Origin of the sequence: Beijerinckia sp. L45, from assembly GCF_009765775.1 — a bacterium.
In the GTDB taxonomy this organism is placed as follows: domain Bacteria; phylum Pseudomonadota; class Alphaproteobacteria; order Rhizobiales; family Beijerinckiaceae; genus RH-AL1.
On the sequence record NZ_LMUU01000182.1, the window covers coordinates 16,796 to 31,927 of the forward strand.

The window sequence follows — 15,132 nt, forward strand, 5'->3', positions numbered from 1 at the left end:
CAATGGAAACCCGTGCCAATTACGCCCTGATCGGCGCCTTTACCTTGACGGTTCTCGTCTGTGCGTTCGGCTTCGTTTTCTGGTTCTCCGGCGCCGAGAAGACCTCGGACTTGCGGGTCTATAAGGTCATCTTCGAGGGCTCGATTTCCGGACTTGCCACCGGAAACGCCGTGCTGTTCAACGGCGTGAAGGTCGGCGACGTCACGAAGATCGATCTGCTGCCCGACGACCCCTCGCACGCCTACGCGATGATCACGATCGACTCCCGGGTGATGGTTCGTAGCGATACCAAGGCGCGGCTCGAATATACCGGTTTGACCGGCAGCGCGTCGGTCGGCCTCGAGGGCGGCAGCAACACCGCGGCGCCGCTTGTTGCCGTCGGCAACGAACCGCCTGTCCTTCGCGCCGACCGGTCCGACTTCCAGGATCTCATCAAGACTGCGCAGCGCATCGCCGGCCGCGCATCCGACATTCTCGACAAGGGCGGCAAGATCCTCGACGACAACACCGGCCGCATCAACGACTCCGTCAAGAACGTGCAAAAATTCACCGATGCGCTCGCCTCCAATTCGGACGGGCTCAAGGACTTCATGAGCGCGATGGCGGACGTCGGGCGCAGCATCAAACCGTTGACCGCCAAACTGGAGAGCCTGACGACGGACACCGACAACGTGGTCAAGGCGATCGACCCGAAGGAGGTCAAGCAGATGCTGTCCGATCTGGCGTCGACCTCCGCCAAACTCAACGTCGCGGCGAGCAAGGTGGATACCGTTCTGACCAACCTCAACGGGTTCCTCGCCACCTCGGACAACAAGGGCGTCTTCTCCGAAGTCTCCGACGCCGCCAAGGCGATCCGACGCCTCGCCGACAACACCGATATCCGGACCAAGGAAATGTTCATCAACCTGACCAAGTTCTCCAACACCGGTCTCAAGCAGTACGAAGGCCTCGCCTCGGACGGTCGTCAGGCCGTCGGCGAGATCACCAAGCTGGTGCATTCGGTCGAGGCCAACCCGCAGCAGTTCCTGTTCGGGAAGAAATAAGGGCGACGCCGTCTGTCGAGCACGGTCGCGACGTGCCCGGTCGTTGTCGCCCTTTCCGATAGGGCCTGGCCCGATCCGGCCGTCTGCCTATTACCCGATTTGGGGATTGCAGACGTTGGCGACGATCGCATAAGTTGAATAGGCAGACGAATTCGCAGCAACCCGGTCGAGAAGGCGGGGGCGGGATGGCCATTCAAATCGACGTCAACGGGACCGATGCTCAGGGCCGGGTCTTTTTGACCTGGGCACCGGTCCAGGCCACCATACGATGGACCGGCGCTTCGGGTGCGGCAATGCAGGATGTCATCCTCAGCAGTACCGGAGCCGCTGCCGGTCTCGTGTTTGATACGCTCCGATCCGATCGCGGCCAGGGCACGCTGGCGCTGACGCTCCCCACCGATGGAACACCCGTTTCGTTCTGGATCGCCGGCGAGTTTCAACGACCGAGCGTCGCCTATGGGGACGCGATGATCGAGGTCGCGGACGCCGCGACGGGTGCCGTCCTATCGACGACGCCGGCGATGGTGCGGATCCGCAAGAACGGCCAGACGCTGTCGCCGGCGGAACGCGATCGATATCTTCTGGCGCTCGGCAGTTTGAACGCCAAGGGCCAGGGCGCGTATCGGGACTTCCGCGATATTCATACCGCCGTGGCGGACAGAGAAATGCACGGGAACGTCGGGTTCCTGCCGTGGCATCGCGCCTACGTTCTCGATCTCGAGCGGGCGTTGCAGGCCATCGACCCGACGGTCACGGTTCCTTACTGGCGTTTCGACCAGGCCGCGCCGGCCATTCTCGATCGCGACTTCATGGGGGAGTCCGGGCCTGCCGGCCGCGTCCTGTTCAGGCCCGGGCATCCGCTCGACAGCTGGATGACGGACGGCCAATCCGGGATCACGCGCGGCCTACGGTTCCCGATCAACAACCCGGCCAATGTCATAAGCGAGTCGCAAACCATGGCCCTAGGAGGCCCGAGTTCAGATTACGGCGGCTTCGACCGCATGGAGGGCAATCCGCACGGATCCGCTCACGTCAGTTTCGACGGACCCATCAACTTTCCTCCGACAGCCGTGCGTGACCCGCTGTTCTTCATGCTTCATTGCAACATCGATCGCCTCTGGGCGAAATGGCAATGGGTGAATCGCCGCGACGATCCGGCCGATCCCCGCGCCTATGCGCCGCCGTCGCCCAATCGGATCGGCCACCATCTGGGCGATACGATGTGGCCGTGGAACGGTGTGACGGGTGGCGTGCGCCCGCCGACCGCGCCGGGCGGCCCATTTCCCGGAACGCCAATGACCGCGGCGCCGGGCCCAACGCCCAAGGTCGAGTCGGTGTTCGATCATCTGGCGACCGTGGCAGGGGATCCACTTGGCTTCGCATACGACGATGTTCCCTTCGAACTGCCGGTCGCCGTCGTGGCCGGAGGCCCATAATCCCAAGGACCGAAAACGATGGATGTCAGGGAGTACCGAAAGCAATATGAGGCGGAATTGGCGGCCAGCGCTCCGGCCCAGTCCTCGTTTCGCAGCGCTTTTTCCACGGCCGAGCATGCGATCGCATCCTTCGTGGGCCTTGAGACACCGGCACCTGTGAAAGCACCAAGCACGGAGCCAGGCCTCATCGACGACGTTCCCAAGCTGATTGAATCCCTCCGCAACGTTCAGGCGCCTGCGACGGACCGGCGGGCATCCCTGCACGCGCTGCAGGCCGCTCGCTTTCAGGGCGAACGTTTTGCGCCGTACCGCGCCGATTTCCTTGCTGCGCTCCGCGCGATCGTTCATCCCGACAGCGATCCCCAATTGCGCCTTGATGCGATCGAAGAGCTCGCCAGCGAGAAGGACTTTGGAATCCAGGATCTCCTGCGGCGGGGTCTTCAAGACCCGCAATCCGCCCTGGTCCCGCCCGCGAAAGCGCTCCAATTCCTCAGTCTCGACGACCACGCTGACGCGGCTGACTTGGCGCTCGAAACGTTTCACAACTCGGACGATCTCACGACGAAGGAGGCGGCTCTGCGGGTGCTGGCCATCGCGCCGAAATCGCAGGACCTTTTCGAGGAGCTCATCAAGGACAAATCGCAACCCCGCACACTGCGCGCGCTGAGCGCGACCGGATTGAATCTTCTCAATCCGCAGCGGTTTTCGGCCATGGCGCGGGACCTGATCTTCGATGGCAGCGATTTCGACGACATCCGCGCAACCAGCATTGGTGCGCTCACAAACGCGCCCGACCAGACGACGTTGAGGGCAGATGCGCCGCTCGTGGATCAGATCAAAAGGCTCGAAGATCGGTCCGGCGCGGGAGTCTTGCAATCCGCCGCGTCGCTGTTCCTGGCAAAGCCCTAGCCATGCCGGGCGTTTCGACATTCGACGGCGCGACGCCTGTCGAAACCATCACCAGCTTCATCGATGACATCGGATCGGGACCCGACGCCAGGGAGGCGATGGTCGAACTTCTTTTCGAGCAGTCCGCGATTTATGCGGGTCGCACAACAGCTGCGGCGGAACGCATTCGCGGCTCGATCCTCGCACGATTCGAATCCGTCGGCCTGGCTGCAATGGCCATCCCGTTCGTACTGGAAGACCTGGAAACAAGCCAGAACCCGTACATCGTTGCCGCCGCGGCGAAGGCGTTGCGGGGTGCAGAGGACGACTTACCGGCTTCCGTGGTTCCGGCCCTGCTGGCGGCAGTGGAGCGCATACGAACCAAGGATGATCGGTTCCTTTTTGACTGTTCCGGACCGACAGCAAACCGTCCCAAGTCGGCACTTCAGGAAGTATTTCAAACGTTCACGTGGCTGGGCGCGAAAGCCCAAGGCGCCGCGGCGCCGTTGACGGCGTTGAGGGATGGCACATCCGTGTTTGCGCCAGACGTCACCGCGGAACTTCGAAAAGCGGTGACGGCCGTTGCGGCGTCAGCGACCCATGCATGCTGCGCTTCGCGAAAGGTCCAGCACGAAACGCGATCATCACCGGATGTCGATCTCGCAACCATCGAAGTTCAGGATCAGGATGGCACGACGTTCCCTTTAGGCGCCTACATCGACGGCCGCGTCAGTGTCATCGCGTTCTTTTATACGCGATGCATGAATCCCGAAAAATGCTCGCTGACAATTACCAAGCTCGCGCGGCTGCAGAAACGTGTTGCGGACGTGGGTCTCGACGAGGCGATCAACATCGCAGCGCTGACTTACGATCCGGACTTCGATCTGCCCAACCGGCTTCGCGCCTACGGGACCGATCGCGGCCTTCGGTTCGATCATCGCACACGGCTCCTGCGCACGATCGGGCACTTCGAACCGCTGCAACGCGCGTTCGCGCTCGGGGTGGGATACGGACCAAGTACGATCAATCAGCACAGTCTTGACCTCGTCGTCCTCGACCGCGGCGGCAAGGTCCAGGCTTCGTTCTCCCGCGTCCAGTGGCGCGACGACGAGGTCCTGGCGGCCTTGACTGCATTGTCCAAGCGTATCGAGACAGAACCCACGACGGGCGGCCCCATGTCATGACGCCTCACCATCTATCCAGCTGTTTTATTTATGTTTTCGCCTCTCTGCAAGATGATACAACGAGCTCAGATGGCATTCTAACCGAAGCCGATGAAACCTGCGGTCTACGCACCTTAACGAAATGCAAAAATTTTTAATCGTTACGAAACCTATCCTGCCGATTATTGAAGCATAGCTTCTGTAAGCTACGTTCTCTCGAGGTCTTCGACCGCCGATACCACGCGAGAATGAATTAAGTCAGCTAATCATTGAGAAGCCATGTCGCTCGCCAATCTCAAGATCGTCCACAAGCTCGCGTTGGGCTTCGCCTGCATCCTCGCCGTGTTCGTGGTGTCGGGCATCATTCTCTTCAGCGCTTTGGCGGCGGTCGAGACATCGCACGAGGCCAACGCCGCCTCGCAGGCGGTCCTGGTCGATCTCGAGCAGGCCACCGCCGCGCTCTATGACGAATCGCAGACCGCGCGCGGCTATGTCATCACGCGGATCGAGCGCCATGCGGGCCTTTACGACGCCGCGTCGAGGGCGTTCGACGTGCGAATCGCCAAGGCGAGCGCGGACGCATTGCTGACGCCCGGCACCGCCGACAAGGCCGCCGTCGAAAAGATGATGGGTGCCGCCGATCGGTGGCGCCGTGATGTCGGCGACCCGGAAGTTCGCCTTGCCCACGATGCGGCGACCGCCGAACAGGCGATCGCCATCGCCAAGGCCCCGGAAAGCAGCGCGCGGATGCAGGCCTTTCGTGACGCGTTGGCCGAGGCCCGCGCCGTCGTGACGGCCGAACTGGCCGCCAGCAAGGACGCCCAAAACCATGCCCTGATGGTCGCGCGCATCACGCAGGGCGTCGGTGGCGCCGTCGCGACGCTCGCGTCGATCGTCGTCGGCTGGATGCTGTACAGGACCATTGGCCTGCCGATTCTCAATATGACGAGCGTCATGGGATCGCTCGCCGCGGGCGAGACCGCGGTGACCGTTCCCGCCCAGGGCCGGCGCGACGAGATCGGCCAGATGGCCGGCGCCGTCGAGAACTTTCGCAAGGCGGCCATCGATAAGATCGCTCTGGAAGCGGTGGCTGCCCGGGCGCGTGAAACCCTTGAAGTCGAGCGCTTGGCCCGCGAGCGTCACGGCGAGGAGCAGCGGCTCTATTCCGAACAGGCGGTGGACGCGCTCAGCGACGCGCTCGACCATCTGTCCGCCGGCGATCTCACCTTCCGCGTCGCCACGGCGCTCCATGGCGCATCGGACCAACTGCGGCTGAACTTCAACGCGTCCGCGGAAAAGCTGCAGCAAACGATGACCATGGTGAGCGCCAACACCCAGGCCATCCACCTCGGCACCCGCGAAATCTCGACGGCGTCGGACAGCCTGTCGCAGCGCACCGAGCAGCAGGCCGCGAACCTCGAAGAAACCGCGGCGGCGCTCGATCAGATTACGCTCACCATACGAAAAACGGCGGAGGGTTCGGCCCACGCGCATCAGGTCGTCGCCAAAGCCTCGTCGGAGGCGAAAGAAGGCGAAGCGATCGTGCGTCAGGCCATCGAAGCGATGACCGGCATCGAGACGTCATCGAAGCAGATCACCCAGATCATCGGCACCATCGACGAGATCGCCTTCCAGACCAACCTGCTGGCGCTGAACGCCGGCGTCGAGGCCGCACGCGCCGGCGATGCCGGCCGTGGCTTCGCGGTGGTGGCCTCGGAGGTGCGCAGCCTGGCGCAGCGGTCGGCCGAGGCGGCGAAGGAAATCAAGGCGTTGATCTCGGCCTCGACGACCAATGTCGGCCGCGGCGTCCAGCTGGTGGCCGCAACCGGCACGGCGCTGGAGCGCATCCTCGACCAGATCTCGAAAATCAGCATCGTCGTGTCCGAGATCGCCGCCAGCGCCAAGGAGCAATCGATCGGCCTGCAGGAGGTCAACACCGCGGTGACCCAGATGGACCGGGCAACGCAGCAGAACGCCGCCATGGTGGAGGAATCCACCGCCGCGAGCAAAGCGATGGCGCAGGAGACCGACGGACTCGCCGAACTCGTCAACAGCTTCAAGCTCGGCGCTCGCGGCAACGGGCAGGACGCCCATCGCGAGCCGTCGCTCCGTGTCGTTCGACGCTGAGCCGACCTAGGGCATTTTCCACAAAAGTTGCAGACTTTTGTGATCGAGAAAATGCTCTCGCTTTTTTAGAAGAGAGCGATTTCTTGTCGCTTTGGTGATTCCACCAAAGTGGACAGCGCTCTAGCTGCTGCCGATCAAGATTCCGGTCGCCAGCACCAGGCCGCCGCCGAGCATGACCTTGGCGGCCGCCGACACCGGCGGCGTGTCCATGTATCGCCACTGAATCCAGGCGATGATCAAAAGCTCGAAGACCACCACGATCGCCGCGACGATGGTGGCGGTATAGAAATTGGCGATGAGATAGGGCAGCGTGTGGCCGATCCCGCCGGCGATCGTCATCAACCCGCAGACGAGGCCGCGCAGGTACGGCGTACCACGGCCGGATAGTTTGCCATCGTCCGCAAGCGCCTCTGCGAAGCCCATGGAAATGCCGGCGCCGAGCGACGCCGCCAGGCCGACCTGAAAGGCGTTGAAGGAGTTGTGCGTGGCGAAAGCCGCGGCGAAGACCGGCGCCAGGGTCGAAACCGACCCATCCATCAGACCGACCAGGCCAGGCTGAATCACCTGCAGGACGAAGCGGCGCTGCGCGTTGATATCCTCCTGGTCGCGCTTGCCGGCCGGCAGGTTCGCCGCCTCCGACTCGCCTGCGGTCCGCTCGTGCTGCAACTCGGCATCGGCCAGATCGCCGAGCAGCTTGCGGATGGCGGCATCACCCGTTCGCGCAGCGGCGTGCTGGTAGAAGCGGACGGCATCCTGTTCCATCTGCTGGGCCTGGCGCCGGACGTGGTCCGCTCCGCGCGGCAGCACCTGCCACAGTTTTTTGCGCTGGACGGCGCCGCGGACGTCCTGGCGCCGGACGAGCGGAATGTGATCGCCGAACTTGACGACGAACAGATCGATCAAAGCGCGCCGGTGCTCGTTTTCCTCGCTCGCCATGTCCGAGAACACACGCGCCGTGTCGGGATAGGTGTCGCGAAGACCGTGCGCGAAGTCGGCGTAGATGCGTCCATCCTCCTCCTCGCTGCTGATTGCCAGCGCCAGGATTTCGCGTTCGGAGAGTTGATCGAGCGAGCGCATGAACACCTTCAGATTGGAATAATTCCAATGTAAGGGGCGGAAGCGGTAAGTCAAGGCTGTCGTCACAGGCGATCGTCGCTTAAGGGACCGCAAGCGAAAAGATGTCGCCTTTCATTTCAATGTTTGGAGCACCGGCTTCACGCAAAGCCTGCACCCTTTTGCGCCGCGTTTGACGACGAAAAAAGCCGCCCAGGCGGGTCCTGGGCGGCTTCCAATGCACTCCAGCCCGATGGGGGTTGGCCGAAACGCGAATTCAGATAACCGCAAGCCAGGTTTCACGACAAGAACGCGACGCAAGGTCAGTGGCGTATGCAAAAAACTTTCAAGGGCGCTGTGTGCGTTTGATCAATGCAGGGTGTGGGCGGCATTCGCCTTGATGACCCGAAGCGCGGAATGCAGCCGCTCGACATAAGCGAGCCGGACCCGGTCCGAGGTCCGAAAGCGCGTCACGACCACCAGGATCAATTCAAGAAGGACAGCACGGTTGGCCCGGTCGATGGTCGCCGTGGAGAGACGGGCCTCGCCCGCGAGCCGGACCAGTTCGCCTTGCCTCGCGTCGAAGGCGCCCGTATCGCCGTCGATCAGCGACAGCCACATCTTGGTATGGACCGCAACAACACGGGACATCTCACCTTTGTCTTCTTCCAGTTGACCGTAGGTTTGAAGCACTTGCTCGCAGATCAGGGGCTCGGCCCAGGCAAACGGCTTCGCGGGCGAGGTGGGTTGCGTGTTGATGAAATGGGCCATGTCTTTGTCCGTTAGGAGAACATTAACGAACAGACACTGATTTGGTTAACAGGATGTAAAGAAGTTGAAACCTGTGCGTTGAAACGAAACAACTTTTCGAAATTCGATCGCGGACGCAGCAACCGGCCCTGCTGCAAATCGACGCACGTCCTGTAAAACCAACATCTTAGCGGAATGTTTGCTTTTCGGCTTCATCCTTACGGCGGAAACCCAAAAGGTGAATATTTGATCGATCTCAGCCTGCCGGCATTTGCAGATATTGATCTTGCCAACCTTACCACTCTCTCTCGCGACGACATGGATCGACTGCCGTTCGGCGTCGTCGGCATGGCCGCGACAGGCATCGTCGAAGTTTATAACGCGACCGAATCGCGCTTGGCCGGGCTTCCGGCCGACACGGTTCTAGGGGCCCATTATTTCTCGACCACGGCCCAGTGCATGAACAATTTCATGGTTGCCCAGCGTTTCGAAGACGAGCCGCTGCTTGATGCCACCATCGACTATGTCCTGACGCTTCGCATGCGCCCGACGCCGGTAAAGCTCCGCCTGCTCAAAGGCGCGGAGTCGGCACGGCATTACGTCTTGATTCAGCGCTGATCGAAACGCCGATGCTGTCCGATCTGGAAAGCGAGCACACCGATCTCCTGCAGTTTCTCTATGCGTGCCCGGTCGGCCTCCTGCAGATCGCAGGCGACGGGACCATCGGACTTATCAATCCGCTGGCCATGCAACTGTTGCTGCCGATCGCGTCCGTACCGTGGGTCACGAATTTCTTCGATGTCATCGGAGCCTATGCACCAGAACTGCGCAACCTGGCCGATGCTTTCGTGGGCCCGAACGGCCCCATCTGCAGGGCCCATCGCATTTTCGTCAGCGCCCCCTCGGCGCGCGAAGGCGGTGACGACGCCAAGGTTTTGGCCTGCACCCTCGTGAAACTTGGGGCCGGACGGCTCATGGCCACGATCGAGGACATCTCGAAACAAGTGGCGCAGGAACGCCGCCTTAAGCAGGCCGAGACGTGGTTCGCCTCGCTCATCGACGGCATCAACGATTTTGCCGTCCTCTCCCTGGATGCCGCCGGGCGGATCGATGGCGTCAACCCATCCGTCACACGGCAGACCGGGTTCGCAGAAGCCGACGTGCTGGGCAAGTTGCTCGATATCTTCGATCTTCCCGATCCGGAATCCTCCACGTTGAGCACGCCCGAGCAGATGGCGTCGGCCCGACGCGAAGGCTGGCATCTGGACGAGGGCTGGCGGGAACGCCGCGGCGGCGCACGATATTGGTGCCAGCGCCTCATCGCCGTACAGAGCGAGTCCGACGGCGACAACGGCCCCGTCATATCCGGCTACACGGTGATCCTGCGCGACGTGACGCGCCAGGAGTTCGACAGCGCCAAGCTCCGGCACATGCTCACCACCGACTATCTCACCGGCGCCTACAACCGCGCGCACTTTTTCGACGTCGCCGAACGCGAGCGGATGCGCTGCAGCCGCAACCGGAATCCGCTTGCGCTGATCGCGCTCGATGTCGATCATTTCAAACAAGTCAACGACAGCTATGGCCACGGCGTCGGCGACATCGTTTTGAAGAGCCTCTCGGCCATCTGCAAAATCGTGCTTCGCCCAAGCGACACATTCGCCCGGATCGGCGGCGAAGAATTCGTCGTCCTGCTGCCCTCGACCGATCTCGTTGGCGCGGCGCAACTCGCGGAACGTCTTCGCGCTGCAATCGCCACAATGCCAATCAAGGCCGGTAAGGGATTTGTGCGCGTTACCGCCAGCCTGGGCTGCGCGGTCATGGCCACCGACGCGACCGCGGTAACCGAACTCCTCGCCGAAGCAGACAAAGCATTGTACGAGGCCAAACGCTTGGGACGCGACCGCGTCGTCGTTTCGAGCTGCCCTCGGGCCGTTGCCTGACATGGTGACGGGAACCGAGCCCATCTCGCGACCGGCCCTCGCCCGCATCCTCCAGAGCCTGCTGACGGCAGAACTGACGGCGGTGCGGCGGCGGGCCGCGCCGGCCGGCGTCATCAAGACCGCACCCGGCGGCCTTTGGCGCGACGGCCTCGCGCTTCTCGGCAACGAGTGCGACTCCCTTGGCTGTGACTCGCTGGAGATCATGTGGCTCGCCGGCGCCGTCAACGAGATGTTCCACCTGCACGAAGCTGGTGACGAAATGGCTCTGCTTTCGGCCGCTTCGTTCGGGGACTGGCTTGATCGGATTCTCGCGGCGTGGGGCGCAGGCGTTGCCAAGATCACCTTCACAACGTCCGGCAGCACCGGGGCGCCGAAGCGCTGCACGCATAGCTTTGCCCATCTGCAAACCGAGATCGGATTTCTCGGCCAAGCTTTCGCGACGCGGCAGCGCATCGTCGCAATGGCACCCGCGCATCACATTTACGGCTTTCTCTTGACCGCCATGCTGCCCGACCGCCTCGGCGTCGCCGTCCTCAACGCGGACCATGCGGCAGCCGTCGCGCTGCAAAGCGGCGACCTCATCGTCTCCTATCCCGAGCGGTGGGCCTGGTTGAACCGTTTCATCGCCGTCTGGCCCGCGGATGTCGCGGGCATCGTTTCGACGGCGCCCTGCCCGCCCGGCCTCATCGCCGGTCTTGCGGCGCAGGGCCTGTCCAGCATGATGGAAGTCTATGGCTCATCGGACACCGCCGGCGTCGCGGTGCGGGTCTGGCCCGGCGACGCGTATCGTTTGATGCCGCACTGGCGCTTCGATGCGCCGGTCGATCCGGCCCACCCCATGCTGATGCACAGCTCGGGCCTGCGGATGCCGCTTATGGATCGCATTGCCCTGCAGACCGACGATGCGTTCACCCTGGCGGGACGGCGGGACGGTGCGTTGCTGGTCGGCGGCACGAACGTCTACCCGGATCGAATTGCAGCATTGTTGCTTCAGCGACCGGGCATTGCCGAGGCCAGCGTGCGGCTCATGCGTTTCGAGGAAGGCGACCGGCTGAAGGCTTTTATCGTGCCCGGCCCCGGCGTGCCTGAAGACGATATCCGAAGTGACTTCGACCGGTGGAGCGCAGCGCATCTGTCATCCGTCGAACGACCAAGAGCGTTCACGTTTGGCACCGCTTTGCCGCGGGGCCCGACGGGGAAGCTCACCGACTGGTAGTCCTCTGAACGGTCTTAGATTAAGTTGAACGCTTGGACCGCATCGAAGCAAAAGCGTACGGAACAAGCGGATAGCTCGAAGCAAACGACTGTCGTTGATCGCTTTGTTAACGCGAGACGATTTAAGGTACAGGGTATATCTGCCGTTTAGAGAAAGCTTTGGGACAGAACGATGCAGACGCGTTCGACTTGCCAAGGGTGCCGCGACGGCGACGCCCTGCCGTTCGCCTTCACGATGGCCTTCCAGCCGATCGTCGATCTGGCACGGGGGCAGGTCTGGGGCTACGAGGCGCTGGTGCGCGGTCCTGCTGGCGAATCCGCCGCATCCGTTCTGGCGCAGGTCACCGACAAGACGCTCTACAAGTTCGACCAGGCCTGCCGCGTCCGCGCGATCGAACTGGCTGGGCGCCTGCTGCCGCTCGACGACGACACGATGCTGTCGATCAACTTCATGCCGAACGCCGTCTACGAACCGGCCGCCTGCATTCGCGCCTCCCTCGAGGCGGCGCGGCGCGTCGGCTTGCGTCAGGAACGGCTCATGTTCGAATTTACCGAAGACGAACGCTTCACCGACACCGCGCACATGGCCCGGATCGTCACCGAGTATAAGCGGCAAGGGTTTTTGACGGCGCTCGATGATTTCGGCGCCGGCTATTCCGGACTGAACCTTCTCGCCAACTTCCAGACCGATCTGATCAAGATCGACATGGCGCTCATCCGCGGGATCGACGCCGACCCCGTGCGCCAGGCGATCGTCGCCGGAATTATCGGGATCGCCCGCGCGCTCGATCTACGCGTCATCGCCGAAGGCGTCGAAACCGACGCCGAGATCGGTGTTCTTCGCGCCGCGGGTATCGCCCTGTTCCAGGGATACCGCCTCGCAAAGCCGCAGGTCGAGCAATTCCCCACGGTGATCGGTATGGAAAGCTTCGGGTTTGCGACCGCGGTCGCTTAGCGCTTGCCCGCAAAGGGCGCGTGTTGCTGAAAAGCGCCGTCTAGCCTCGGCTCCCGGCCGGAAGCCGGAATTCGGGTGAGGCCAGCAGATCGAGGGTCCGTCGCAGCGCCGCCGCTTCCTCGATCCCGAACGTCGCCTCGAATTGCGTCTGCGCGCTCTGCCAGAGCGCCCGGCAGATCTCGAGCCGCCGCCGCCCTTCGACCGTGAGTTCGACACGCTTGACGCGGCGGTCGTTCAGGCCGGGCAGGAATGCGACAAAGGCGTCGCGTTCGAGGGGGCGGAGCGTGTGGGACAGCGCCGAACGGTCGAGAACCAAGGCGCTCGCCAGATCCGTCATCGATGGCGTCCCGAGACGCTCGACCTGGTCCATCAGGGCATATTGCGTGGCGCGCAGCTTACCCGGCGCCAGGACGTCATCATAAAACTGGCCGAGGCGCCGCGCCGCTCGTTTGGTCGCCGCGTTGTTGCATATGCTAAGACTGAAAACACTCGACACCGGCGTCACGCGCTTCTAACAGAACTAACATTTGTTTATTATGCAAATGCAAAAGCGGGCCTCTGTCAAGGACGATCGCATAGCGTGGATGTTGATGATCACGCAACGCCGCGAGGCGGCTCCGGCTTGGACCATCACGATAGCCGAACGGGGATTGCGGGCCCATGCTCTATCAGACAGCCAGGATAGGCGGACGGCGTCCCATCCACGGCCTTACCTTCTCGAAACAGGCCGACGCGCGCAGAACAAGTTCGTCGTCGAGATGGCGGCCGACGATCTGCAGGCCGACCGGGAGGCCGTCCTTGGTGAAGCCTGCGGGGATCGACGCCGCCGGCTGCCCCGTCATATTCATCGGGAAGGTGAACGCCAGCCACGCGGTGTTCGCCACCATCCGCCCGTCGATCCGCTCCGGGCCCTGGATATTTAGCGCGAAGGGCGGCACGGCGAGCGTCGGCGTCAGCAGCAGATCGTAGGTTTGCATGAACCGCCACATCTTGTTGTTGACCGCCTTGCGCACCATCAGGGCGTCGGTGAACTCTTCCGCCGTCCACGGCCGTTCGATCATGGCAACGAGGTGCGGCGACATCTGCGAGCCATATTGCTCGACCATCTTGCGCATGCCGCGCAGATCCGTTTCCGACGCGACGAGCGCCCAGAAAGCGGCGAACGGATCGTCCCAACCAGGATGCGCTTCTTCGACGGTGCAGCCGAGATCGGTCTCGAACGCTCTGGCGGCATCCGCGACGATGGCGCGGACCTCGGGGTCGACGGCGGCATACCCCCAATCGAGGCTGAGCGCCACGCGCAGGCCCTTGATCTCGCCGTCGATGGTTTTGCGCCAATCGTAAGGCGCGGCCGGCAAGGTGAACCGATCGCGCGGATCGGGCCCGGCGATGACGGACATCATCAGGGCCGCATCCGCGACCGTGCGAGTCATCGGGCCGATGTGCTCGAGGCTTTCCCAGCTCGACACGCCGGGATAGCGCTCATCCTTCGTGCCGGGGTACAACGGCACCCGCCCCATTGATGCCTTGAGGCCATAGATACCGCTATGAGCCGCCGGAATGCGGATGGATCCACCGCCGTCGCTGCCGAGCGCAAGGGGGCACATCCCCGCTGCCACCGCCGCGCCGGAGCCCGCGCTCGATCCGCCGGGCGTGCGCTCGAGGTTCCACGGATTTCGTGTGGTCTCGAACACCGGGTTGTGGCCGACGCCGCTGTAACCGAACTCCGGAACGTTGGTTTTGCCCAGGATCACGCAGCCGGCCGCCTTCAAACGTTCGACGCAGACGTCGTCCTCGTCGGGCACGAAATCCTTGTAGGCGACGGAGCCGGAGACCGTCCTGATTCCGGCGGTGCAGATGAGATCCTTGACGCCGAGCGGAACGCCGGCGAGTTGCCCCACCTCGCGGCCGGCCATGATGTCCGCATCGATGTTCCGGGCGATCTCGCGTGCCAGATCCGGCGTCGGCGTGCAGAAGGCGTGAAGCTGCCCATCCAGCGCGTCTATTCGCTGGAGATGGGCTTCGGTGACTTCTACGGCCGACAGCTCTTTGCGCCGGATCTTCGTGGCAATATCCGTGGCACTCAGGTCGCAAATATCATGGGTGGACGACATCGGTGATCCCTGGCTCAGGTGACGAATGGAGAAGGCGCGCCGCATGCCCGATGCCCGCGAGACGACCGGCGCGATCGTCTTCGGGTTCGATCGATCGAACAGAATCGCGATCCGACACCGCTGATTGTTCGTCTCGGTCCCACGAAGCAAGATCGGGACCCAGGCCCGAATCAATCGAAAACCGTGACCTGCCGATGCACACGCAGTGGTAGCGCCGGCGTCACGTCACAGCCAGTAAAATTGTCACATGTTTGTATTGGATCAATCGATCCGAGATGCGGCGGACAAACGCAAGGGCGATTTGTTAACCATATCGGGGCGGTATGCGGGGGCAGGGCGAGGGATAATTGCTCACAAAGTCTGCTGCGCGGCACCAAGATGCTCTCGATACAGCAAAGATAAGAAAATCGCCGCGCCTGACGCACCATTTTTGGGCAACAGCATA

13 protein-coding genes are annotated in these 15,132 nt (G+C 62.8%); 9 read left to right on the forward strand and 4 right to left on the reverse strand.

The genetic code is table 11. The features are described 5' to 3' along the window. Nucleotides 1-2 precede the first annotated feature (2 nt). The 5 genes from GSQ79_RS19925 (at nucleotide 3) to GSQ79_RS19945 (ending at nucleotide 6,657) form a co-directional block, all read left to right on the forward strand. Entirely contained in the window at nucleotides 3-1,043 is a 1,041-nt protein-coding gene (locus GSQ79_RS19925; protein ID WP_158810407.1) for an MlaD family protein, read from the forward strand. A 185-nt stretch (nucleotides 1,044-1,228) separates the two neighbouring features. Further along, on the forward strand, nucleotides 1,229-2,479 hold the full coding sequence (locus GSQ79_RS19930; RefSeq protein WP_158810408.1) for a tyrosinase family protein: 1,251 nt from the start codon (nucleotides 1,229-1,231) through the stop codon (nucleotides 2,477-2,479). Between the two features lie 18 nt (nucleotides 2,480-2,497). Beyond that, complete coding sequence (locus tag GSQ79_RS19935; RefSeq protein ID WP_158810409.1) at nucleotides 2,498-3,388, forward strand: hypothetical protein; 891 nt, start codon at nucleotides 2,498-2,500, stop codon at nucleotides 3,386-3,388. Nucleotides 3,389-3,600: 212 nt separating this feature from the next. Next, nucleotides 3,601-4,551: an SCO family protein gene (locus GSQ79_RS19940; protein ID WP_158810410.1), complete on the forward strand. Its 951-nt coding sequence runs from the start codon at nucleotides 3,601-3,603 to the stop codon at nucleotides 4,549-4,551. 258 nt (nucleotides 4,552-4,809) lie between these two features. After that, nucleotides 4,810-6,657, forward strand: coding sequence for a methyl-accepting chemotaxis protein (locus GSQ79_RS19945; protein ID WP_158810411.1), 1,848 nt, complete (start codon nucleotides 4,810-4,812; stop codon nucleotides 6,655-6,657). 120 nt (nucleotides 6,658-6,777) lie between these two features. On the opposite strand, the gene mbfA is transcribed toward GSQ79_RS19945, so the two are convergent. Together mbfA and GSQ79_RS19955 are read right to left on the reverse strand one after the other, a co-directional pair. Then, nucleotides 6,778-7,734 (reverse strand): iron exporter MbfA, encoded by a 957-nt coding sequence (gene mbfA, locus GSQ79_RS19950; protein WP_158810421.1) that lies wholly within the window; start codon nucleotides 7,732-7,734, stop codon nucleotides 6,778-6,780. A gap of 345 nt (nucleotides 7,735-8,079) precedes the next feature. After that, on the reverse strand, nucleotides 8,080-8,481 hold the full coding sequence (locus GSQ79_RS19955; protein WP_158810412.1) for a hypothetical protein: 402 nt from the start codon (nucleotides 8,479-8,481) through the stop codon (nucleotides 8,080-8,082). A gap of 225 nt (nucleotides 8,482-8,706) precedes the next feature. Between GSQ79_RS19955 and GSQ79_RS19960 the strand changes: the two genes are divergently transcribed. The 4 genes from GSQ79_RS19960 (at nucleotide 8,707) to GSQ79_RS19975 (ending at nucleotide 12,573) form a co-directional block, all read left to right on the forward strand. Further along, nucleotides 8,707-9,078: a hypothetical protein gene (locus tag GSQ79_RS19960; RefSeq protein ID WP_210253150.1), complete on the forward strand. Its 372-nt coding sequence runs from the start codon at nucleotides 8,707-8,709 to the stop codon at nucleotides 9,076-9,078. 11 nt (nucleotides 9,079-9,089) lie between these two features. Further along, nucleotides 9,090-10,403, forward strand: coding sequence for a sensor domain-containing diguanylate cyclase (locus tag GSQ79_RS19965; RefSeq protein ID WP_158810414.1), 1,314 nt, complete (start codon nucleotides 9,090-9,092; stop codon nucleotides 10,401-10,403). A gap of 1 nt (nucleotide 10,404) precedes the next feature. Continuing rightward, complete coding sequence (locus tag GSQ79_RS19970) at nucleotides 10,405-11,619, forward strand: AMP-binding protein (protein WP_158810415.1); 1,215 nt, start codon at nucleotides 10,405-10,407, stop codon at nucleotides 11,617-11,619. A gap of 171 nt (nucleotides 11,620-11,790) precedes the next feature. Next, nucleotides 11,791-12,573: an EAL domain-containing protein gene (locus GSQ79_RS19975; protein WP_158810416.1), complete on the forward strand. Its 783-nt coding sequence runs from the start codon at nucleotides 11,791-11,793 to the stop codon at nucleotides 12,571-12,573. Nucleotides 12,574-12,613: 40 nt separating this feature from the next. Here the strand turns inward: GSQ79_RS19975 and GSQ79_RS19980 are convergent, their stop codons facing one another. After that, a complete protein-coding gene (locus GSQ79_RS19980; RefSeq protein ID WP_210253151.1) occupies nucleotides 12,614-13,069 on the reverse strand; it encodes a MarR family winged helix-turn-helix transcriptional regulator in 456 nt (151 codons plus the stop codon). 172 nt (nucleotides 13,070-13,241) lie between these two features. Beyond that, nucleotides 13,242-14,687, reverse strand: a complete 1,446-nt coding sequence (locus tag GSQ79_RS19985; RefSeq protein ID WP_158810418.1) for an amidase — start codon at nucleotides 14,685-14,687, stop codon at nucleotides 13,242-13,244. Between the last annotated feature and the right edge of the window lie 445 nt (nucleotides 14,688-15,132).

Bases quoted from the DNA above. Each gene is read 5' to 3' on its own strand.
- GSQ79_RS19985 (WP_158810418.1), bottom strand. From the start codon at position 14,687: ATGTCGTCCACCCATGATATTTGCGACCTGAGTGCCACGGATATTGCC.
- GSQ79_RS19925 (WP_158810407.1), top strand. From the start codon at position 3: ATGGAAACCCGTGCCAATTACGCCCTGATCGGCGCCTTTACCTTGACG.
- mbfA (WP_158810421.1), bottom strand. From the start codon at position 7,734: ATGCGCTCGCTCGATCAACTCTCCGAACGCGAAATCCTGGCGCTGGCA.
- GSQ79_RS19930 (WP_158810408.1), top strand. From the start codon at position 1,229: ATGGCCATTCAAATCGACGTCAACGGGACCGATGCTCAGGGCCGGGTC.
- GSQ79_RS19945 (WP_158810411.1), top strand. From the start codon at position 4,810: ATGTCGCTCGCCAATCTCAAGATCGTCCACAAGCTCGCGTTGGGCTTC.
- GSQ79_RS19935 (WP_158810409.1), top strand. From the start codon at position 2,498: ATGGATGTCAGGGAGTACCGAAAGCAATATGAGGCGGAATTGGCGGCC.
- GSQ79_RS19955 (WP_158810412.1), bottom strand. From the start codon at position 8,481: ATGGCCCATTTCATCAACACGCAACCCACCTCGCCCGCGAAGCCGTTT.
- GSQ79_RS19970 (WP_158810415.1), top strand. From the start codon at position 10,405: ATGGTGACGGGAACCGAGCCCATCTCGCGACCGGCCCTCGCCCGCATC.
- GSQ79_RS19940 (WP_158810410.1), top strand. From the start codon at position 3,601: ATGGCCATCCCGTTCGTACTGGAAGACCTGGAAACAAGCCAGAACCCG.
- GSQ79_RS19965 (WP_158810414.1), top strand. From the start codon at position 9,090: ATGCTGTCCGATCTGGAAAGCGAGCACACCGATCTCCTGCAGTTTCTC.
- GSQ79_RS19975 (WP_158810416.1), top strand. From the start codon at position 11,791: ATGCAGACGCGTTCGACTTGCCAAGGGTGCCGCGACGGCGACGCCCTG.